The 20,194-nt window shown below is 65.8% G+C and carries 18 protein-coding genes and 1 pseudogene; 16 read left to right on the top strand and 3 right to left on the bottom strand.

Annotated features, from left to right (window positions below; translation table 11 throughout):
• Positions 1–100 precede the first annotated feature (100 nt).
• On the bottom strand, positions 101–1,996 hold the full coding sequence (locus Q5064_RS06445) for an FAD-binding protein (RefSeq protein ID WP_302963149.1): 1,896 nt from the start codon (positions 1,994–1,996) through the stop codon (positions 101–103).
• Between the two features lie 159 nt (positions 1,997–2,155).
• On the opposite strand from Q5064_RS06445, the gene Q5064_RS06440 reads away from it, so the two are divergent.
• From Q5064_RS06440 to rlmH, 5 genes are all read left to right on the top strand, one after another.
• Positions 2,156–3,592: a helix-turn-helix transcriptional regulator gene (locus Q5064_RS06440; protein ID WP_302963147.1), complete on the top strand. Its 1,437-nt coding sequence runs from the start codon at positions 2,156–2,158 to the stop codon at positions 3,590–3,592.
• A 91-nt stretch (positions 3,593–3,683) separates the two neighbouring features.
• On the top strand, positions 3,684–5,960 hold the full coding sequence (locus Q5064_RS06435; RefSeq protein WP_302963145.1) for a MurT ligase domain-containing protein: 2,277 nt from the start codon (positions 3,684–3,686) through the stop codon (positions 5,958–5,960).
• Positions 5,961–6,152: 192 nt separating this feature from the next.
• The gene (locus tag Q5064_RS06430) at positions 6,153–7,781 is read left to right on the top strand and encodes an LCP family protein (protein WP_302963143.1); all 1,629 of its coding nucleotides are present in this window, start codon (positions 6,153–6,155) and stop codon (positions 7,779–7,781) included.
• 75 nt (positions 7,782–7,856) lie between these two features.
• Entirely contained in the window at positions 7,857–8,645 is a 789-nt protein-coding gene (locus Q5064_RS06425) for an exodeoxyribonuclease III (RefSeq protein WP_302963142.1), read from the top strand.
• A gap of 21 nt (positions 8,646–8,666) precedes the next feature.
• Positions 8,667–9,137 carry a 23S rRNA (pseudouridine(1915)-N(3))-methyltransferase RlmH gene (rlmH, locus tag Q5064_RS06420; RefSeq protein WP_302963200.1) on the top strand — a complete coding sequence of 157 codons (471 nt, stop codon included), beginning with the start codon at positions 8,667–8,669 and terminating at the stop codon, positions 9,135–9,137.
• 15 nt (positions 9,138–9,152) lie between these two features.
• Here rlmH and mscL read toward each other — a convergent pair whose 3' ends face one another.
• Entirely contained in the window at positions 9,153–9,632 is a 480-nt protein-coding gene (gene mscL, locus Q5064_RS06415) for a large conductance mechanosensitive channel protein MscL (RefSeq protein ID WP_302963140.1), read from the bottom strand.
• A 114-nt stretch (positions 9,633–9,746) separates the two neighbouring features.
• Here mscL and folE point away from each other — a divergent pair, with 114 nt between their 5' ends.
• The 4 genes from folE to Q5064_RS06395 all read left to right on the top strand — a co-directional run bounded on the left by folE (position 9,747) and on the right by Q5064_RS06395 (position 12,237).
• Positions 9,747–10,310, top strand: a complete 564-nt coding sequence (gene folE / locus Q5064_RS06410) for a GTP cyclohydrolase I FolE (RefSeq protein ID WP_302963139.1) — start codon at positions 9,747–9,749, stop codon at positions 10,308–10,310.
• Between the two features lie 66 nt (positions 10,311–10,376).
• A complete protein-coding gene (locus tag Q5064_RS06405; RefSeq protein WP_302963137.1) occupies positions 10,377–10,652 on the top strand; it encodes an ACT domain-containing protein in 276 nt (91 codons plus the stop codon).
• Between the two features lie 113 nt (positions 10,653–10,765).
• Complete coding sequence (locus tag Q5064_RS06400) at positions 10,766–11,224, top strand: Panacea domain-containing protein (protein ID WP_302963135.1); 459 nt, start codon at positions 10,766–10,768, stop codon at positions 11,222–11,224.
• 44 nt (positions 11,225–11,268) lie between these two features.
• Positions 11,269–12,237, top strand: a complete 969-nt coding sequence (locus tag Q5064_RS06395; protein ID WP_302963134.1) for a RelA/SpoT domain-containing protein — start codon at positions 11,269–11,271, stop codon at positions 12,235–12,237.
• A gap of 55 nt (positions 12,238–12,292) precedes the next feature.
• Here the strand turns inward: Q5064_RS06395 and Q5064_RS06390 are convergent, their stop codons facing one another.
• Entirely contained in the window at positions 12,293–12,679 is a 387-nt protein-coding gene (locus Q5064_RS06390) for a helix-turn-helix domain-containing protein (protein ID WP_302963133.1), read from the bottom strand.
• A gap of 116 nt (positions 12,680–12,795) precedes the next feature.
• Here Q5064_RS06390 and Q5064_RS06385 point away from each other — a divergent pair, with 116 nt between their 5' ends.
• The 7 genes and pseudogenes from Q5064_RS06385 to Q5064_RS06355 form a co-directional block, all read left to right on the top strand.
• Entirely contained in the window at positions 12,796–13,356 is a 561-nt protein-coding gene (locus Q5064_RS06385; RefSeq protein WP_302963131.1) for a flavin reductase family protein, read from the top strand.
• A 159-nt stretch (positions 13,357–13,515) separates the two neighbouring features.
• Positions 13,516–14,124 (top strand): hypothetical protein, encoded by a 609-nt coding sequence (locus Q5064_RS06380; protein WP_302963130.1) that lies wholly within the window; start codon positions 13,516–13,518, stop codon positions 14,122–14,124.
• A 75-nt stretch (positions 14,125–14,199) separates the two neighbouring features.
• Positions 14,200–15,570 carry an isochorismate synthase MenF gene (locus tag Q5064_RS06375; protein ID WP_302963128.1) on the top strand — a complete coding sequence of 457 codons (1,371 nt, stop codon included), beginning with the start codon at positions 14,200–14,202 and terminating at the stop codon, positions 15,568–15,570.
• A 122-nt stretch (positions 15,571–15,692) separates the two neighbouring features.
• Entirely contained in the window at positions 15,693–17,870 is a 2,178-nt protein-coding gene (locus Q5064_RS06370) for a 2-succinyl-5-enolpyruvyl-6-hydroxy-3-cyclohexene-1-carboxylate synthase (RefSeq protein ID WP_302963126.1), read from the top strand.
• Positions 17,851–18,693 carry an alpha/beta fold hydrolase gene (locus Q5064_RS06365; RefSeq protein ID WP_302963125.1) on the top strand — a complete coding sequence of 281 codons (843 nt, stop codon included), beginning with the start codon at positions 17,851–17,853 and terminating at the stop codon, positions 18,691–18,693. The genes Q5064_RS06370 and Q5064_RS06365 overlap by 20 nt, the downstream gene beginning before the upstream one ends.
• Before the next feature lie 229 nt (positions 18,694–18,922).
• Positions 18,923–19,201 (top strand): hypothetical protein, encoded by a 279-nt coding sequence (locus Q5064_RS06360; protein ID WP_302963123.1) that lies wholly within the window; start codon positions 18,923–18,925, stop codon positions 19,199–19,201.
• Between the two features lie 185 nt (positions 19,202–19,386).
• Positions 19,387–20,194: pseudogene (locus Q5064_RS06355) on the top strand (sodium:solute symporter); the annotation flags it as partial.

Genomic DNA, 20,194 nt, shown 5'->3' with positions numbered 1-20,194 from the left:
CCGCAGAGATGGGCCCCTTTCTGCTATCGCCCCGATGTCGGGGGGTGCGGAGCCGGGCGCGGGGGAGGGAGGACGGGCCGCGCCCGGCAACGGGAAGGTCCTACATAGGGGGAGCGCCCTGGGGCTCGTTGGCGCGTGCCTCGGCCATCTGGGCTAGGAGAGCCTGGTACTCGTCGGCGGCCTGGTTGTCGGCCTCCAGGTTCTGGGCGATGTGCTCGCCGGCACAATAGCCCTGGGTGATGGCCAGGCCCACCGAATTGCCGGCCAGAAGCGTGTGGTACTGGATGGCGTAGCGGCCGCCGGCGGTGTTGCCGCAGGCGTAAAGCCCCTTGATGATGCTGTCGTCTACGCGGCGCACCTGGTGGTTGTCGGTGACCAGCACGCCGGACATCTGCACCATGCCGCTCATGCAGCGGCCCTTGTCGGCGGTTCCGGCCATGCCGAAGAAGGGCGGTGTGTCCAGGGGGTTCATGAGGTCTGCATCGCGTCCCCAATCGGTGTCCTTGCCAGCGGCGCACATCTCGTTGTAATGGGCGATCTCGTCCAACAGACCCTGCTTCGCCTCACCGGTATAGCCCAGGATGTCAGCGAGCTCGTCCAGGGTCTCGGCGGCGTACATCTTCGACTTGTTCATGCCGTAGCCGGTAAATCCGTACACCTCGAACCCGTCCGGACCCGTCGTGTAGTTGGCCAGATCCTGCTTCACCAAATCCCATTCGCGTGCGCAAGTGGTGGAGGACATGTTGTGCTCATAGCCCTGGTTCAGGATGTTCTCCTCCCACTTGCCGTCGGCGATGGTGCACATCAGCTCGCCGCGAGCGCGCCGGGCGAAGAAGCCCTGGCCGCCAAACTGGAGCTGCGCATCGTTGTAGAAGCGCTTGCCGTCGGGCCCGAACACCGGGTAGTTGCCGATGGCCGTCAGTCCGGGGGCGCCCATGCCGTTGCCGAAGTTCATGGCCGCGCGCGGACCCGGCTCCATCACGCCGCCGGCCCAGCAGGCCAGCTTCTGCCCCATGCCGTCCTGGCCCATGCCCATGAAGGCAGACGGGTCGGACGTGTCGATACCCGAGGTCTCGGCCAGCTGGCGCACCTCGTCATTCAGCGCGAGCACCATTTCGCCATTGCCGGAGAAGTCTCCGCAGGCCAGCAGCACCGCATCGGCATTCACGCGCACGATGCCGTCGGGGCCGTCCCCGTAAGCGCCAGTCACGCTGCCCTCGTCATCCTGAATGAGCACGATGGCCGAGGTCTGGAACAGCCACTCGGCGCCCAGTTCCTGGGACTTCTCAATGCTGTGGCGCATGATGGGGCCCCAGGCGGGCTGGTTGGCCCCGTTGCCCAGCGTGTCATTGAAGTCGCGATGCGAGACGGTGCCGGGGAACGAGGTGTAGCCGCTGTGGTTCACGGCCACTTTGTTGCGGCCGTTGGGGAAGCTGTAGAAGACCTGGAACTCGTCCAGCTGCTCCTGAGGGGCCAGTTCGCACACCCAATCGTACGCCTCGCCCGAGCGCGTGGCGTACATCTTGGCCACCGAGGGCATCGAGCGGCAGTACGTGCGCAGCTGCCACTCGTTGAGCACCTGCATCTCGTCGACGGGCTCGGCTCCAGTGTTCAGGTAGGCCGACGAGTTGATGGTGCCCACGTCGCAGCCGATGGGCGCCCAGGTGTCCTCGGGCTGCTTCTCCATGACCACCACCTGCATGCCCAGCTCGGCTGCGCGCCGTGCGGCGCACACGCCGCTCTCGCCACCGCCGATGACGAGCAGGCCGGTGTCGATGGTGCGCGTGACCTCGTCCTCATTCACCACGGGGGCGTCGCCCAGCCAGGACGGGTTTTCGCTCGCGCTGGGAGCCTCGACGTCCTCGCCGGTAGCGGCCATCTCCGACTGCTGCGCGGGCGCGCAACCGGCCGCCAGTCCTGCCGCGGCCATGCCGGCGCCGGCCAGGGCCGCTCCTCGCAGGAAGTTGCGGCGCGAGACATTGCTCGTTTCCAACATGTGAATCCCTCCTTGTGTATCCACATCGAATTTGCGCCCGGAGTCCAACGCTCCGAACGGCTCCGAGACTACCTCGTAACATCCCACCAGAAACGGGTGGTTTTCACGTATACTGGGCAAACATGGCAAAATCGGGTTCGCAAGGGAGGTGCGGCGAAGATGCAAGACGGTGGCGCGCGTCCGCGCGCGGGGGTGGCCACCCTGGGCCTGGGGCTTTTCCTCGCATGGCAGATGGCATCATTGTCGCTGCTGTTCCCCAGCTCTGCCTTTCCGGGCTTCTCCCCCTTGGCCCTGAGCGCGTTCAGCGTCGTGGCCCTCGGGCTGCTGTGCTATTACAGCTACCGCAGGGATGCGGGATCCTTCACCGGCCATTGGCTGCGCTGGCTTGCCGCCATCGCCGCTGCGGGGAGCTCGGTTGCGGGGCTGCTCCTTATGCTCGGTACGCTGCCGGTGTGGGGCGTCTACGGCGCGGCGGCCATCTTCGGCCTGTCGTCGGCCATGATGATGCTCGTGTGGGCGCTCTTGTGCGCACGCCTTTCCGGCACCTGCTGCCGTACCCTCGCCTTCGGGTCGCTGGCCCTCGGGTGCGCCGTTGATTACGCGGTCATGGTTCTGGGGGGCGATCTCATTCCCTTCATCCTCGTCGGCTGCCTGATCGGCTCGTGGGCGTGTCTCATGGTTGCGCTGGGATCGGTGCCCGAGGCGCAGCGCCCGTTGCTCGTCCGCCCCACGAGAACGCGCGATTTTCTCATGCTTGCGGTTGGCGTGGTCCTGTTCGCCATTGCCCTCGGCATCGTGGGCGGCACCACGGCTCGGGTGAGCACGCCCGAGAGCATGGGGGAACTGAATGCCGATGTGGCCCTCTCGGGGGTGGTGGTCGCGGCCATTGCCGCGGCCTGCTGCGGCATAGGGGGCCGCCACGTCGATCCCATCACGCTGCTGAAGGTGTTCGTGCCCTGCGTCATCGTCGTTATGCTGGCGAACATCATGGACTACGAGCGCAGCCAGTTTCTGCTGACCCTCACGCTGTCCGGATGGCCCTTCTTGCTGATCTGTCTCTTCCTGCTCATCGTGCAGGTCGATCGTGTCCGTATTCTCAGCATTCCACTGGGGTTTCCCGTCGGCTGGGCGCTCGCGTGGTCTGGCTTTGGCGTGGGCGTTGTCCTTGGTCAGAATGCGTTTCCCTTGGCAAGCGCCGATGTGCAGGCTATGACGAACAGTATTATCGTCGTAGTGGTTCTGGCTGTGATATCAAGCGTGCTGCTGCTGAGCAACGGCTTGGTCGTGCGCCTGCGTGCCGATGTGCCACCGGTCTTGCAGTCTGAGGCGGCCGAGGGGGAGCCTCGGCGTGAGGCGGAAGAGCTCGAGGAGGACGGCTTGGAGCGATGCTGCGGTCGCCTTGCCGACTTCTATCATCTCTCGGCTCGCGAGGCCGAGGTGTTCGTCCTGCTCGCGCAGGGCCATACTCGGGCGAGCATCGCCAAGAAGTTGTTCGTTTCCGAGAACACCGTGCGCGACCACGCGAAGAGCATTTACCGCAAGCTCTCCATCCACTCGCGTCAGCAGCTCATCGATTTGGTGGATGCGCGACGCTGATATCGTGTCCGTGCCGTCCCCACGGTATACTGAATGCCGCAAAACCACCGAGGACTCCGCTGTCCTCCAGATAAACGTTGAGGTGCGCATCATGGGCTTGAGGTTTACGCTCGCGAAGACGGCCGGGGCCGTTTCCACCTGGGGGTTGCGCCACGTGGCCCATCGTCCCGCGGCGAATCTGCCGGGGAAGATCGCGCTCGCGATAGATCCGGCGCTGCTCGGCGAGCTCGCCGGCAAGTGCACCGAGGGATCGGTCATCACCGTGGGCACTAATGGGAAGACCTCGACCAATAACCTGCTCGCCGACGTTTTCGAGGCCGCGGGACGCACCATCATCTGCAATCGGACCGGCGCGAACTTGGCGGCGGGCATCTCCTCGGCGCTTTTGCAGCAGCCGGCTGCCCAGTGGGGCGTCTTCGAATGCGACGAGCTGTGGCTTGCCCATGTGCTGCCGCGCCTGCGTTCGAACTACGTGCTGCTGTTGAACCTGTTCCGCGACCAGCTGGATCGCTGCGGCGAGATCGACCGCATCCAGACATCCATTGCCGGAGCCCTCGCGGCATCGCCCGACACCGTGCTCATCTACAACGCCGATGATCCGCTGTGCGCCCGCATCGCCGATGCGGTGGACAACCGATCGATACCCTTCGGCTTATCCGAATCCATGAACTTGGCCCAGAACACCGTGGCCGATGCCCAGATGTGCCAGAAGTGCGACGGCATGATCCAGTACCGCTATCGCCAGTACGGCCAGCTCGGCGACTACTTCTGCGAGCAGTGCGACTTCGCACGGCCCGAGCTTGCCTATGCCGGCCGCGACATCGTCCTCGGCGCCGACGGCGTGACCATGGAGATCTGCGGGCCGCAAGCTTGCGAGCGGGTGCGCACGCCCCAGCCGACGCCCTATGCGGCCTACAATCTGGTAGCCGCCTACGCGCTCTGCCGCGAGACGGGTGTGCCCACGGCCGACTTCCAGCGGGCGGTGGACGCTTTCAATCCGCGCAATGGCCGCCTGCAGCGCTACCGCCTCGACGGCCGCGACGTGCTGCTGAACCTGGCGAAGAATCCCACGGGCTTCAACCAGAACCTGAAGATCGTGGAAGCCGACGAGGGCCCCAAGATGGTGGCGTTCTTCATCAACGACCAGGTGGCCGACGGCCGCGACATCTCCTGGATTTGGGACATCGACTTCGAGGAGCTGGCTGCTCAGGAGAACCTGGTGGTGTTTGCCGGTGGTTCGCGCGCCCACGACCTGGCCGTGCGCCTGAAGTACGCCGGGCTGGATGCGCTCGTCATCGAGTCCGTCGACGATGCCTTCACGCGCCTCGGGGCCTTGACGGCCGCGGGTGCCATGCCAGCCGATGCCGCCGTGTACGCCATCGCGAACTACACGGCGCTGCCCCCGGTTCACGACGCCTTGGATGCCATGGAAGCCGCCGAGGCCGCTCGCGCTGGCACGAGCGCTGGCGCGCATCCGGCCCCGGCCCCTGTTGGCTCCGCAGCCCCCGCCGCCTCCGCTGGTGAAGGAGGCTCTTCTCAAGCTGCCGCCTCCGGGGCCACCTCCCCGGCCGCTCCCGCTGCGGAGGCCGTCGGCACCGCCGCCGATCCCGCTTCCGCCGAGCCGCCCGTGGTCATCGCCCATATGCTGCCCGACCTGCTGAATCTCTACGGCGACGGCGGCAACGTGCGCATCTTGGAGCAGCGCCTGCGCTGGCGCGGCATTCCCGTGGAGGTGCGCCGCGTGGGCCACGGCGAGACCGTGGACCTCTCCGAAGTGGACCTCGTCTTCATGGGCGGCGGCCCCGACCGCGAGCAGAAGCTGGCGAGCGAGCAGCTGCTGGCCATGCGCGACGATTTGGCCGCCTACGTGGAGGCCGACGGGCCCCTGCTCGCCATCTGCGGCGGCTACCAGATTCTCGGCCGCCAGTGGCTGTGGGGCGACGAGCTCGTGCCCGGCCTCGGCATCATCGACATGGAAACGCGCCGCCCTGGTACCTCGGCCGACCGCCTCATCGACAACATGGTGCTCGAGTCGCCCCTGGCTGCTCACCCCGTGGTGGGCTACGAGAACCATGCCGGCCGCACCTACCTGGGCCCGGGCGTGGAGGGCTTCGGCCGGGTCATTTCGCCCTGCGGTCACGGCAACAACGATGACGACCGCGTGGAGGGCGCGCGCTACAAGAACGTCGTGGGCACCTACTCCCACGGTCCGGCGCTTTCCAAGAACCCCGAGGTGGCCGACTGGGTGCTCGCCCGCGCCCTCGAGCGCCGTGCCGCGCGCACGGGGTTGGCAGCCCCCGCCCTCGCTCCGCTCGACGATACCGTGGAGCTCGCGGCCAACGAGGTGATGGTGAAGCGGCTCTCCTGACCTCTTCGCTTGGCGTTCCATCCTTACATTTATGGACAAACTGCCCGCATCCTGTGACGTTTCACTGGTAATGCGGGCCGTTTTCTTGCGCCGCGGGCCGCTTTTTACCAAAATGTTACTTCTATGACCTGCCTGCAAGGTCTGCGGCCGCGTGCCGTGGGCCCGTAATCGATGAAAGCGAGACCGCCCCGGATGACCGAGACATCAGGAAGCAACAATCCTCGCGCCCAGCATGCCTCCCAGCCGGTGGGGAGCAACAACCCCCGGCATTCCCAGCCCGTTGGGCAGACGAACAACCCGCGGCATTCCCAGCCGGTGGGCCCCTCGAACAATCCGCGCCACTCCCAGCCTGTCTCCCCGCAGCAGGCGCTCGGTGGCGCGACGCTGAACTCCGCGCCGCTTTTGCCGGCCATGCCGGACAACCCCTACGCGCGCGCCGCCGCCGGCGACGACTACGCGAAGGACCGCCGCCGCAAGAAGCGCAACCGCGTCATCGCCGCGGTGCTGGCCGTCGTGCTCGTGGGGGCTTTGGGCGCCGGCGGGGCCGCATTCGCCGCGCTCAACTACGTGAACAAGATCGACACCAACATGAACGAGGAGGTCACCCCCGAGGTGAAGGAGGCGCTGGAGCCCGTGCCCGCCTACGAGGGAGGCACCTTCTACATGCTGCTCCTCGGCACCGACAAGTCGGAGGCCCGCGCGGAATCCACCCAGTACGCGGGCGACACCTTCCGCTCCGACTCCATGATCCTCGCCCGGGTCGATCCCGAGAACAAGAAGGTCACCATGGTGTCGCTCCACCGCGATACCGAGGTGGAGATCGAGGGCGCGGGCGTGCAGAAGCTGAACGCGGCCTACGCCATCGGCGGCCCGGCGCTCGCCATCAAGACGGTGTCCCAGATGGCCGGCGTGCCCATTTCCCACTACGCCGAGATCAACTTCGACGGATTCGAGGAAGTGGTCGACGCCCTCGGCGGCGTCACGGTGGACGTGCCCATGGAGATCGACGACGACGAGGCCGGCGGATACGTGGCCGCGGGCGAGCAGGTGCTCTCCGGCGAGCAGGCGCTCATCCTGTGCCGCAGCCGCCATTCCTACGACGAGTACGGCGACGGCGACCGCTACCGCGCGGCCAACCAGCGCATGGTGCTCGGCGCCATCGCCAAGAAGGTGCTCTCCTCCGACATCGGCACCATCACCAAGTCGGTGGAAACGCTGTCGCAGTACGTGACCACCGACTTCACAGTGGCCGACATCATCGCCCTGGCCGGATCCATGCAGGGCATCGACCCGAGCACCGACATCTACTCGGCCATGGAGCCCACCGAGAGCGAGTATCGCAACGACACCTGGTACGAGAAGCTCGACACGGCCGCGTGGCAGAAGATGATGAACCGCGTGCGCGAGGGCCTGCCGCCTACCGAGGAGGACGAGGTGGACGAGCTGAACGGCACCGTGCTCGCCAGCATCGGCGACGGCACGGCGGCTGCCAGCGACAGCGACGGCGTGCAGGGCACCCAGCGCAAGACCTTCGGCGAGACGCGCACGGGCATCGTTACCATCAAGAACGGCAACGGCATCAACGGCGTGGGCGCCGAGGCCCTCGAGCGCATCAAGCCCCTTGGCTATACGGCCGACGCCAGCAACGCCAACCGCTTCAGCTACGAGGAGACCGTGGTGGTGTTCGACACCCCTGACCAGCGCGTGTACGCCGAGGAGCTCATCGACGCCCTCGGCTGCGGCCGCGCCGTGCAGAACACCAACGGCGAGTACGTCTACGACGGCGACTTCCTCATCCTTATCGGTTCCGACTGGCAGTAGCGAGGCCGCGCCCGCCCCCATCGAGTATCATGGAAGGCCCCGGACAGCCCGGGGCCTTCGCAGTAAAGGAGTCCCATGCGTTTCGTCTCGTGGAATGTGAACGGCATCCGCGCCGTGCTGAAGAAGAACTTCCTGGAGGTGTTCGACGCCTTCGACGCCGATATCTTCGCCATCCAGGAAACCAAATGCCAGGTGGGCCAGGTGGAACTGGATCTGCCGGGCTACCACCAGTATTGGAGCGCCGCCGAGAAGAAGGGCTACTCGGGCACGGCGGTGTTCACCCGCGAGGAGCCGCTGCGCGTGCTGCACGGGCTGGGCAACGACTACCTGGATGCCGAGGGGCGCATCGTGGCCTGCGAGTTCCCCCAGTTCTGGTTCGTGAACGTGTACACGCCGAATTCCCAGAACGAGCTGGCCCGCATCGACCACCGCATGGAATGGGACGACGCCTTCCGCGACTTCTGCAAGGGGCTCGAGGCCGGCGTGCTGCCAAGCGGCGAGGCGAGCGAGCCGAAGCCCGTGGTGATGTGCGGCGACTTCAACGTGGCGCACCAGGAGATCGACCTGAAGAACCCGGGCCCCAACCGCGGCGCCTCGGGCTTCTCCGACGAGGAACGCGGGAAGTTCACCGATCTTTTGGATGCGGGCTTCACCGACACGTTCCGCCTGCTGCACCCCGACGAGACGGGTCGCTACAGCTGGTGGAGCTACCGATTCCGCGCGCGGTCCACGAACGCGGGATGGCGCATCGACTACTTCCTCGTGAGCGACGAGGTACGCGATGCCGTGGTGGCCGCGAGCATCTACGACGACGTGGAGGGGTCGGACCACTGTCCCGTGGGGCTGGAGCTCGACCTTGGCTAGGCGCGAGGCGGCGAAGCCATGCTGCGCATAACTGTCATCGCCGTGGGCAAGCTGAAGGAGAAGTTCTGGGTCGCCGCCTGCGAGGAGTACCTGAAGCGGCTGCGGCCCTACGCGAAGGTGAGCGTTGCCGAGATTCCCGATGTGGATCCGGCGCGGGCCGGCGGGGTGGAGGCGGCGCGCATCCGCGAGGGCGAGGGCATTCTGGCCGCGGTGCCCGAGGGAGCCCGCGTCATCCTCATGGCCATCGAGGGGAAGCAGCGCTCAAGCGAGGGCTTCTCGTGCCATTTGGATGAGCTGGCCCTGCGTGGTGAGAGCGATTTGGCCTTCGTCATCGGCGGCTCCGATGGCGTAAGCGATGCCGTGCGCGCCCGGGCCGACGAGACGTTCTCGTTCGGCCCCATCACGCTGCCGCACAACCTGGCCCGCGTAGTGCTGCTCGAGCAGATCTACCGCGCCTTCAAAATCTCCCGCGGCGAGCCGTATCACAAGTAACGGGCGGCCGAGGCCCTACTTCTCCACCACTTCCACGGTCACCTCGGCCGGGGCCGGCAGCTCGGCGGTGCAGTGGGGGCAGCGGGTGGCGCCCACATTGATCTCCTCCAGGCAGAAGGGGCAGGTGGGGGCGTGCTCGATGACCTCCTCGTTCTTGCCGTTGCGGCGAACGAGCTTCTTCGCGCCGCCGTCCTTCATCTTGTTGAAGGCCTTCACCATAAGGAAGACCACCCAGGCCACGATGAGGAAGTTGATGATGGCGCTGATGAACGCCCCGAAGTCGATGCCGTTCTCGGTGCCGGGCACCGGGATGGTGAGGCCGGCCACGTCGGTGCCGTTGCCGCCGGTGATGAGCTTGATGAACGGGTTGATGATGTTGTCCGTCAGCGACGTGACAATGGCGGTGAACGCCGCGCCGATGATGATGCCGACGGCCATGTCGATCACGTTGCCGCGGTTGATGAACTCCTTGAACTCGGTCAGCAGGTTCTTCATAGTCGATCCCTTCTCGCAGGAGGCCTTCTGCACGCTATTATGGCGCTCTTTCCCCGCGCTTCGATGACGCCGTGATAACATGGCACCAACCGTTTACAAGGAGTTACGACAACCGTGGATACATCGAAGATTGAAGCAGGCGTCCGCCTGATCTTGGAGGGCATCGGGGAAGATCCCGACCGCGAGGGCCTGTTGGAAACGCCCGCGCGCGTGGCCCGCATGTACGAGGAAGCGCTCGGTGGCCTGGAAGAGGATCCCTCGCGGCACTTCGACGTGACCTTCGACGAGGGCCACAGCGAGATCGTGCTGGTGGGCGACATTCCCTTCTACAGCATGTGCGAGCACCATCTGGCGCCGTTCTTCGGGCGCGCGCACGTGGCCTACATCCCCGGCGAGGACGGCCGCATCTGCGGCATCTCGAAGCTGGCCCGGCTCGTGGACGGCTTCGCGAAGCGCCCCCAGGTGCAGGAGCGTCTGACCGGGCAGATCGCCGACACGCTGGTGGGGGCGCTCAATCCGGCCGGCGTCATCGTGGTCATCGAGGCGGAGCATTTGTGCATGTCCATGCGCGGCGTGAAGAAGCCGGGCGCGAAGACGACGACCCGGGCTGTGCGCGGCTGTTTCGAGACCGATGCCGACGCCCGCGCCGAGGCGCTGTCCCTCATCTTACGGAAGTAGGGCGGCCGCGTGCCCGTCCTGCAGGCGGGCTGGATCCCTGTGGAATTCAGGAGAAAGAAGGAACCTATGAAGTGCGTTATCTCCGTTCTGGGCAAGGACCGCTCCGGCGTGGTGGCCGCCATCGCCGGCGTGCTGGCCGACTGCGGCGCCAACATCGACGACATCTCCCAGACCATCCTCGGCGAGGGCCGCATGTTCTCCATGACCATGATGGTGACCCTCGATACCGCCATCGCCGACTTCAACACGGTGCAGGAGCGCCTGACCGCCACCGGTGAGACGCTGGGCATGCAGGTGCTCATCCAGCGCGAAGACGTCTTCCAGGCCATGTACCAAATCTAGCGTTACGATTTCGGTAAAGTGCGGTAAGAGGGACGAAGTGGGGACTTCGAGCCCTTGACCGGTACGGTAGAATGAAGGCTCAATGAAACAAAGCCAGTGAAAGGAGGAGCTTTATGGCGCACGTAGTCGATGTGGCAGCGTACATTCTTGAAGAACTCGGAACCGTTTCCACCATGAAGCTCCAGAAGCTGGCGTTTTACAGTCAGGCTTACTATCTGGTGGAGCACGGCGCCCCCCTTTTCCCGGAAGAATTCGAGGCATGGGCCAACGGTCCGGTAGCCCCCGATCTGTTCAGGCGCCATAGGGGGGAATTCGTCATCACGCGCGGGTTTTTCGGCCCGGTGAGGGAAGCTGCGCTCTCGGAAGACGAGTGCGAGGCTGTGGACCATGTCGTCGGCCGGCTGAAGGGTTGGTCGGGCGCCCAGCTCAGTGACCTTACTCATAGCGAGGCTCCCTGGCAGGCGGCGCGCACAGGGCTAGCGCCGAACGCCCGCTCGCAGCGGCCCATCGAGATCGATTTCATGAGGGCCTGCTACGAGACGAGGCCGGCGGCCAATCCTGTATTCGCATGAGCGGGACGCGAATCTCCAAGACCAAGGTAGGTAAAGCGGGGAAGGTGCTGACCTCCTCGCTTTCTTCTTCCCAGGAGCGCACCGATGCGCTCGCGATTGTAAACTACTGGCGCGAAATCCACGCCGAGGCATTGCAGCGTGCCCTTGGGGACATCGAAAGCTTAAGCGGCGTCGGTTCGGATGTGCTTGTCGCAGGGCGCATTAAGAAGCTGTCGACGATTGCGGATAAGCTTGAAAGGCCGAGCACACCTTCCGATCTTCAGACCATGTATGACATTGCCGGGTGCCGCCTGGTGGTGCCGGATATGCGGGCGCTGGATCGTGTGCACGATGAGCTCTCGACGCTTGCCGCCTTCGATCTCCCGAAGACAAGCCGACATGATTACATCGGCCATCCTCGTTCCAGCGGATATCGTGGCAAGCACGTCATCCTCCGCTACGATGACTTGGAATGTGGCCATCGGCTGTTCGTCGAGGTGCAGCTGCGCACGGAGCTTCAGCATGCCTGGGCCACAGCGGTGGAGATGCACGATGTGGCGGTGAAAACGCGGCTGAAGTTCAATGAGATAGACAACCCAGCGGGCCGGTTCTTCCGCAAGGCGGCGCTGCTCATCGCTCAGATAGAACAGCTCGGGGAAGTGGATGCGAGGGCCATTCGGAGCCTCTCGGAAGGAAGGCTGGAGCTGTCCGCAGCTGTCGGAGCCGTTGATGCGCTCGAGGCGGCCTGCGACGCGGTCTGCCTCCTCTCCGACGACTTATCGGGATGCGCCAGCGATTACTACCTGGTCGACTTCGTGGTGGAGGAGCAGACTCTTGAGCTTACGCGGCTCGATTCGATGGACGCCCTCGCAACGTACTTCGAAGCCGAGGGTGCAGACGGCGGCGGTGGCCGCGATCTCGTGCTGACGCGGGGTGCTTCCTACGAGCGGCTTGCGAAGTTGTATCCGAATTACTTCGGCGATATCTCCGATTTCGTGGGGCTTATCAAAAGGCACCTCGACGCGTTTGCGTAACTGCTCGGGCTCGATGCTTCGGGCGTCCAGGTGCGGTGCGACTGTGCGGTAGCGCCTACCGGGGACGATGGGCTTCGCCCCAGGTGCACATTTGATCGAGCACTTCCATGAGCGAGGTGCCCAGATCGGTGAGGGAGTACTCCACCTTCGGGGGAATCTGAGGGTACTCGGTGCGCGCGATGAGGCCGTCACGCTCGAGCTCCTTCAGGTTCACCGAGAGCGTCTTGTCGGAAATGCGGCCCAAATAGCGGCGCATTTCGTTGAAGCGTACGGGCTCGTATTCCATCAGGCAGTAGAGAATCACCATCTTGTGCTTTCCCTGGATGAGGGAGAGCGTGTAGCTGTAACCCGTCTGGGAGAAGTCGGCTTCGGCGATGGGGAGGCGCGTGCCGTCTGTCGGGGTCGGCGCGCAAGACGCGCTCAATGAGGTATTTCCTGCCATTATTCACTTTCCTTTAAGATAGTACCTAACTAATAAACCAGTACTAGAATTTAATTCTTCTGTATACGATACTCGAAGCGAACGGAAATGCAAGGCCTTCGAGAAAGGATGCGAACATGAAGAAGGACCTGGGCAGCGCGAGCGAGTTGTTCCCCCAGTCGGTGTTCATCGTGGCCAGCTACGATGAGGCTGGCGTACCCAACGCCATGAACGTGGCTTGGGGCGGCGCGTGCACGCGCAACGAGGTTGCCATCAACATCGGCGACCACAAGACCACCGAGAACATCCTGGCCAAGGGCGCCTTCACCGTGGCACCGGCCGATGCGGCCCATGTGGTGGAGGCTGACTACTTCGGCATGGCCACGGGCCGCACGGTGAACAAGGCCGAGAGGTCGGGGCTGACCTTCGTGCCGTCGGAGCATGTGGATGCGCCCGTCATCGAGGAATTCCCCCTCACCATGGAGTGCGTCGTGCGCGACGTGCAGGATTGGGGCGGCGAGAAGCGCTTTATCGGGGAAGTGGTGAACACGCGGGTCGACGAGGCGATCCTCGACGAGGAGGGCCGGGTCGACTTTGCCCGCATGCGCCCCATCGTGTACGACTCCACGCGGCGCATCTACCGCGTCGTCGGCGAGGAAGTGGGCGGTGCCTGGGACGCCGGCCGCGTACTGGTGTAGCGAATGGGGCTGTCATCCTGGCCGATACCAACGAGCGGCCCAAAGCCTGCGTGATATCAGCACCTAGATCAGCCAAGCGCGCGACTCCGCCAGCCTCCCGGCGGGGTCGCGCTCGTGTACAATGGGGGCGATAAGCAACGCGAGGGCAAGGTGGAGGCCATGACGCAGTCGACTGAGAAGCAAGGCATCGACGCGAAGGCGGCCGAGGGCTGCAACACCGTCACGTTCACCGCAACGGACGGAACGGTGGTATCGTTTCCGCTGGACTTCCTCATCGAGCGCGGTGCCATCATCGCCGACAAGATCAACGGCGAGAACATCGCCGATGTGATGGGGTGCTCCAACCAGCTGTGGATCCCCGGTTTCCCGGCCAAGTACTTCATTCGCGATATTGCGAAGATCGATTTCACCTGCGAGGAGGAAGTGCCTCCGTTGCCCGACTTCACCGATGACGGGCATGACTACACCAACCGCCCCAACGTCTCCTGCAAGGCGGAATACGTGGGGCGTGTGGGCGAGCCCATGATGTTCGAGGGTTGGGCCGACGATTTCGACAAGCGCATCGTGGCCGTGGAGTTCTCGCTCGATGATGGCGTGACGTGGACGCGCCATGAGACGACGGGCGCCGATGCCGTGCGCTGGGTATGGTGGACCTTCGAGTGGACGCCGCAGGAAGAGGGCATGTTCTCCATGAAGGTGCGCTCGGTCAACGAGGACGGAAAGGCAAGCCCCACCCCCGCCGTCCATAACTTCCAGGTTATGGAGTGATAGAATCTCGCGATGCGCAGGCGACAGCCGCGCTGGTCTAGGGCCGACTGCGACTTCAAGAGGCGAGATATATCTATGACGCGAATCTATACGAGCAACACTCCCATTGAGGCCGATCTGGTGGATGCGTTCTGCGCGCTGCAGAAGGGCTTCACCGACCAGTTCGTGTACTACGACAAGCAGCGCTCCTGCCGCTACATGGGCCTCGGCCGCTGCATCGCGTTGCCGAGCCTGCGCGAGGTGGAGTGGGTGTACGGCGAAGGGCCCTGCGGCGACGTGGGTGCGGAGGCCGCGGGTGGTTTCGGCCTGGGCGCGTTCCCCAACGGCGCTGCCCTGGGCGCCGCAACCTTGGGCGGCGCAGTCCCTGGCAGCGCAGCTCCCGGCGGCGCTGCCCAGCCGCCGGTGTTCTTCTCGTTCAACCGCTTCGACGCCACCAACCCCGCTCCCGCCGACGAGCTCATGGCGTCGTTTCCCCGCCTGCGCTTCATGCTGCCGGAAATCGTGCTCATCGAGAACGAGCGCGGGCGCTTTCTGCAGGTGAACTCGCTCGGCCCCGTGTATCCGGGGCGCGTGGCCCGCTTCCAGCGCATGGTGGCCGCCGCGCCGCGCCGCCAGGCCGAGGCGATCCCCTTCACCTTGGAGCCCGACTCCCGCGCCGCATGGGACGCGGAAATGGAGGAGGCCCTGACCGCCATCGCCGCAGGTCGCGTGTCGAAGGTGGTGCTCTCGCGCCGCCAGCGCCTGGTGGCCGCGCGTCCCTTCTCGTCCAAGGACCTGCTCGTGAACCTCATCGACGGCGACGCCCGCGGCACGGTGCTTTTGTACCGCTACGCCGACGTGTTCTTCTGCGGCTGCACGCCGGAGCTGCTCGTGCGCAAGCAGGGCGACCGGGTGGAATCCATGTGCCTGGCCGGCACGTGCTCCGCAGGCGCGACACCGGCGGAATCGGAGGCGCTGGCGGCGGCCCTTCTGGCCGACGGGAAGAACCGCGCCGAGCACGACTACGTGGTGCGGCTCATTCGCAGCGTGCTCGAGCGGGTGTGCTACGACGTGGACGTGCCCGCTACGCCCCAGATCATGCGCCTGGCCCACGTGCAGCACCTGTTCACGCCGGCCGCCGCCCGGGTGCTCGCGGGCGTGACCCTGTCCGACCTCATGGAGGATCTGCACCCCACGCCCGCCGTGGCCGGCACGCCGGTGGGCGAGGCGAAGATGCTGCTGCGGGCCATCGAGCCCTACAACCGCGGCTTTTTCGCCGGCGCCTGCGGCTTTGTGGACGGTGCGGGCGACGGCGAGTTCTCCGTGGCCCTGCGCACCGGCGTCTTCGACGGGGAAGTGGGCTGGGTCTACGGCGGCTGCGGCATCGTGGAGGGCAGCGACGCGGCGGCCGAGTACGACGAGATCGGCCTGAAGCTGCGCACCATCCTGTCGGCCTTCGGGGAGTAGGCGGCTCCGAGTTTCGGTACCTGCCGCTGCGCCCATGATGCGATGTTGTTGGAGTGGCGATGCGGCCCGAGTGCGATCGGGAGCGCTATCATAGAGCGGAACAACAGGCGGAAGGACGCACTATGACGACGAGTACCCATCAGACTGATACCGCGCTCTTCGTGGCGGCTTTCTTCGACGAGCTGTGCCGCTGGGGGGTGTGCGATGCCGTCATCAGCCCCGGGTCGCGTTCGACGGCGCTCGCCATGGCAGCCTACGAGCTGTCGCGCCGCCGTCCCGACGATTTGCGGGTATTCGTGGACATCGACGAGCGCGGGGCGGCCTTCCTCGCCCTCGGCATGGCGAAGGCGAGCGGGCGTCCGGCGGTGCTCGTGTGCACGTCGGGTACGGCGTTGGCCAACTATTACCCGGCGGTCATCGAAGCGGAGACGTCGCGCGTGCCGCTCATCGTGCTGTCGGCCGACCGACCGCCGCAGCTCCAGGGTCTCGGCGCCCCGCAGACTACCGACCAGCTGAAGGCCTACGGCGACCATGTGCGCTCCTTTCGCGCCATGCCGCTGCCCGGCGGCCGCGACGGCGACTTGACCTTCGCGCGGCAGGCGGCCCGCGAGGCGGTGCTTGCCGCCCTCGGCCCCTCGGCCACCATGGCCCCCGGCTTCGTGGCCGCGCCCGGCCTGCGCTCAGGGCTCGACGACTTCGCGGTGTTCGCCAATTACGATCTGGGACAGCAGGTGGCCTCGCGCGCCTCGGCGCACCTTGCCGGGCCGGTGCATCTGAACTTCCCGCTGGCCGCCCCCCTGAAGCCCGACTTCGCCCAGGCCGATGCGCAGGCTCTTCTCCGCGGCGTGCGGGACTGCTTCGCCGTCGGCGCGCGCCCCGTGCCCCCGTCCCGCCGCAAGGACGAGGACGAGGTGCCCGAGCGTCCCCAGGTGGGGCCGCTGCTGGGGCCGACGGGGCAGCTCTCGGGCGCGAATGTGGCCGCTCTTGAGGAGACATTGCGCAAGCGCCGCACACTGGTGCTCGTGGGGGAGGGCGCCTGCGAGACTCTCGCCGAGGCCGAGGAGATCGTAGCTTGGGCGCGCCGCTGGTCGTTCCCCCTGCTGGCCGACCCCCTCTCGGGCCTGCGGTCGCTCGACGAGCCGCTCGTCATCGACAACTACGACAACCTGTGCCGCCACGGCTCGTGTCCGCGCCCCGATGTGGTCATCCGCTTCGGCCGCTACCCCATCTCGAAGGCCACGGCGGCTTTCCTCGAGAAGGTGAGCCCGCTGTCCATCGTGGTGGATGTCGCCGAGACGCGCGACTTCAACCTGGCCACCGACGTGTTCATCGGCACCACGCCGCTCGGCTTCGTGCGCAGCGTATGGCACGGCGAGGGGCGCAAGGTGCAGCGCGCCTTCGCCGATGAGTGGATCGCCGCCAACGACGAGGCTCGCCTGCGGATTCTGGCAGTGGAGCGCGGCGAGGCAGCGGGCATTCCCCTGACGGGCGAGACCATGGTCTTCCCGCCGATGGGGTCGCCGCGCGGCTCGCTCGTGCTGCCCGCCGATGCGCCGCCGGCAGTGGAGGGCGCCTACGTGCGGGCGCTTCTGGAGCTTATTCCCGAGGGGTCATGCCTGTTCTCGGCCAACTCCATGGCCATCCGCGCGTTGGATACCTTCTACCTGAAGGACGGCAAGCCCATCGCCGTTATGGCGAACCGGGGGCAGAACGGCATCGACGGCGTGGTATCCACGGCGCTCGGCGCGGCCCAGCATTTCGGGCAGACTACGTTCCTCACTGGGGATTTTACCCTGCTCCACGACTTGAACGCCCTGGCCCTCCAGCGCGAGATCGTCGCGGTGCACGGGAGGCCCGACCGGCCCGAGGTCCCGAGCGCCGAGGAAGCGGGCGCTGCGGCCGGGCTTGCGGCGGCCGGTATGCGCAGCGCCGACGAGACGGCGATGCTCGCCCCCGTGGATGACGGGGACGCCGGCATCGGCGAGGCGGCCGCCTTCGAGCCCGCGCCTGCGGTGCCCTCCATCGTCATCGTGCTTCTGAACAACAACGGAGGCGCCATCTTCGACATGCTGCCCCAGGCCTCGGACGACCCTTACTTCGAGCGCTTGTTCCTCGCTCCCCAGGACGTTGACTTCCAGGCGGCGGCCGATGCCTTCATGGTGCCCTCGGCCCGTGTGTCCTCGGTGGAAGATTTCCGCGAGGCCTACGCCGGCTTTTTGGGGCACCCGGGCATCAGCCTCATCGAGGTGGAGCTGCCCTTGCGCGGTGTGAAGGAACGCTATGCTCCCTACCAGGCCTAACATGACCGCGCTTGTCTTCCTGCACGGTTTCGCACAAACGCCTCGATCGTGGGATGCGGTGGCCCGCGCGTTGCAGGAGGCGGGCCACCGCACCTACGTGCTCGACTTGTACGGGGCGGTCTTGGAGGCACCGAGCGTGATCGGAGCGGCCGAGTCCGGCTCGGCCAGCGTTCCCGGTGATTCCCTGGCATCGCTCGCGGCCGCGTGCGACCGCGTGGCTGCCACGGTGCGAACCGTGGCCGCAACCGAAGGCGCGCCGGTGCTCGTGGGCTACTCCATGGGCGGTCGCATCGCCGCCGAGACGGTGGTGCGCCACCCCGATCTTCCGCTTGCGGGGCTTGTGCTGGAAAGCGCGGGCCTGGGCCCGGCCGACGAGGCAGCTCGCGCCGCATTGGCCCAGCGCAATGGGGAATGGGCCGCGCGCCTGCGCCGCGAGGGTGCGGAGGCTTTCATGGACTGGTGGGAGATGCTGCCCCTGTTCTCCAGCCAGCGGGAGCTGCCCGCGCCGGTGCGGGAAGCCGTGCGAGCCGAGCGTTGCGCCCACGATGCCGAGACGCTCGCGCTCAGCCTGGAGCGATGGGGCGCCCATGAGCAGGCGTCCGAGCCGGAAACGCTTGCGGCCCTGGGGCGCGCGCGGGAGCAGGCCCTTCCCGTTCTCTACGTTGCCGGGGCGAAGGACGCCAAGTACGCCGCTGTCGCCGAGCGCATCCGTACTCACGGCGTGCCTGTTGCGCTCATCGAGGGCGCGGGGCACAACGTCCACCTCGAGCAGCCCGAGGCGTTTGCGACGCTCCTGAAGGAAAAACTCGCTCTTTTGGCTTAGAAAACACGGTTTTGTTACGCAGAAGGCTCGGAAAGGCGCCGGATCGCCTCGAAAACTCTCCCTTTTGCCCTTCGATGGCTTGAAAACGACGGTTTTGCGACATGGCCGGTAACAAAACCGTGTTTTCTAAGCCAAAAGAGCGCGATCGACGTTCGCTCGGGGTGCTTCGCGCTAGGCGACTTCGAAAACATGACCCACAAGCATGCTTTAATGTGCTAAAGTATCGGCCATGATTTTCGTTCAGGGACATAAAAGCGGTATGGACGCTGCGGCGCTTGCCGTGGCCAGCCAGCACATCGCCCAGCAGTCGTGCGGCGCGGTGGCCTGCGCTCTCATGAGCGCGCACAAGGCTGCCCAGTGTTGCGGCGACGCGGTCGAGCGCGCCAAGGCTCGCGTCCATGCGGCTGCTCAGTGCATCGCCGAGGCCGCCCGCGCTGTGGCCAGCCAGCATTTGGCCCAGCAGTCCCTGCGCGAGGTCTCCCCACAATTTGAGTTTCGATACCAATAGCACACGGGTTTTCGCCCGTGGCTATTTTTTTGTAGCCCCCGGCGAAAAGTCGTGTGCGCCTTGCGTGTCGGCCTCGAATGGTGGGGTCGCCGGCGGCCGGGTATCCGGCTGCCGCATTGGGTCGCATGCCCGTGGGGACGGGCGTGCGGCTGGCAGTATTCGCGCGTTTGAGAAAGAAGAGGGACATGATCGCGAAAATTCTCCTCGTCGTGGCCTTTGTGGCCGTGGCCGTGGCAGTGGGCATCTACTGCCGCAGACACACCGGCACGGTGGACGGGTTCATCCTGGGCGGCCGCAACGTCGGCCCGTGGATGAGCGCCTTCGCCTACGGCACCAGCTACTTCTCGGCGGTGGTGTTCGTCGGCTACGCGGGCCAGTTCGGCTTCAAGTACGGTATCTCGGCCACCTGGGCCGGCATCGGCAACGCCATTTTGGGCTCGCTGCTCGCCTGGTGGGTCTTAGGCCCCCGCACCCGCGAGATCACCCATCGCCTCCAGGCGTCCACCATGCCCGAGTTCTTCGGGAAGCGCTACGATTCCCGCGCGCTGCGCATCGCGGCGGCGGCCATTATCTTCGTATTCCTCATCCCGTATACCGCGAGCGTCTACAACGGGCTGTCGCGCCTGTTCGGCATGGCCTTCGCGCTGCCCTACGACGCCTGCGTCATCGGCATGGCGGTGGTCACGTGCATCTACGTGGTGCTCGGCGGCTACATGGCCACGGTGATGAACGACTTCATCCAGGGTATCGTCATGCTGCTCGGCATTACCGCCGTCATCGTGGCGGTCATTCTGAACAACGGCGGCTTCTCCGAGGCTATCGTGTCGCTTTCGCAGATTCCCGCCGAGGGCAGCGCCATGCAGGGACCCTTCGTCAGCTTCTTCGGGCCCGATCTGTTCAACCTGCTCGGCGTGGTCATCCTCACGTCGCTCGGCACCTGGGGCCTGCCGCAGATGGTGCAGAAGTTCTACGCCATCAAGACCGGCCCCGCCA

This window comes from uncultured Adlercreutzia sp. (genome assembly GCF_958431955.1).
Taxonomy (GTDB): Bacteria; Actinomycetota; Coriobacteriia; order Coriobacteriales; family Eggerthellaceae; genus Adlercreutzia.
This window is presented reverse-complemented; position numbering and strand designations above follow the sequence as displayed.

Excerpts from the sequence above, each read along its gene's own strand:
- Q5064_RS06435 (WP_302963145.1), top strand. The coding sequence starts at position 3,684 with ATGGGCTTGAGGTTTACGCTCGCGAAGACGGCCGGGGCCGTTTCCACC.
- Q5064_RS06385 (WP_302963131.1), top strand. The coding sequence starts at position 12,796 with ATGAAGAAGGACCTGGGCAGCGCGAGCGAGTTGTTCCCCCAGTCGGTG.
- Q5064_RS06390 (WP_302963133.1), bottom strand. The coding sequence starts at position 12,679 with ATGGCAGGAAATACCTCATTGAGCGCGTCTTGCGCGCCGACCCCGACA.
- mscL (WP_302963140.1), bottom strand. The coding sequence starts at position 9,632 with ATGAAGAACCTGCTGACCGAGTTCAAGGAGTTCATCAACCGCGGCAAC.
- Q5064_RS06360 (WP_302963123.1), top strand. The coding sequence starts at position 18,923 with ATGATTTTCGTTCAGGGACATAAAAGCGGTATGGACGCTGCGGCGCTT.
- Q5064_RS06400 (WP_302963135.1), top strand. The coding sequence starts at position 10,766 with ATGGCGCACGTAGTCGATGTGGCAGCGTACATTCTTGAAGAACTCGGA.
- Q5064_RS06445 (WP_302963149.1), bottom strand. The coding sequence starts at position 1,996 with ATGTTGGAAACGAGCAATGTCTCGCGCCGCAACTTCCTGCGAGGAGCG.
- Q5064_RS06405 (WP_302963137.1), top strand. The coding sequence starts at position 10,377 with ATGAAGTGCGTTATCTCCGTTCTGGGCAAGGACCGCTCCGGCGTGGTG.
- Q5064_RS06375 (WP_302963128.1), top strand. The coding sequence starts at position 14,200 with ATGACGCGAATCTATACGAGCAACACTCCCATTGAGGCCGATCTGGTG.
- Q5064_RS06425 (WP_302963142.1), top strand. The coding sequence starts at position 7,857 with ATGCGTTTCGTCTCGTGGAATGTGAACGGCATCCGCGCCGTGCTGAAG.
- Q5064_RS06440 (WP_302963147.1), top strand. The coding sequence starts at position 2,156 with ATGCAAGACGGTGGCGCGCGTCCGCGCGCGGGGGTGGCCACCCTGGGC.
- Q5064_RS06365 (WP_302963125.1), top strand. The coding sequence starts at position 17,851 with ATGCTCCCTACCAGGCCTAACATGACCGCGCTTGTCTTCCTGCACGGT.
- Q5064_RS06380 (WP_302963130.1), top strand. The coding sequence starts at position 13,516 with ATGACGCAGTCGACTGAGAAGCAAGGCATCGACGCGAAGGCGGCCGAG.
- Q5064_RS06370 (WP_302963126.1), top strand. The coding sequence starts at position 15,693 with ATGACGACGAGTACCCATCAGACTGATACCGCGCTCTTCGTGGCGGCT.
- Q5064_RS06430 (WP_302963143.1), top strand. The coding sequence starts at position 6,153 with ATGACCGAGACATCAGGAAGCAACAATCCTCGCGCCCAGCATGCCTCC.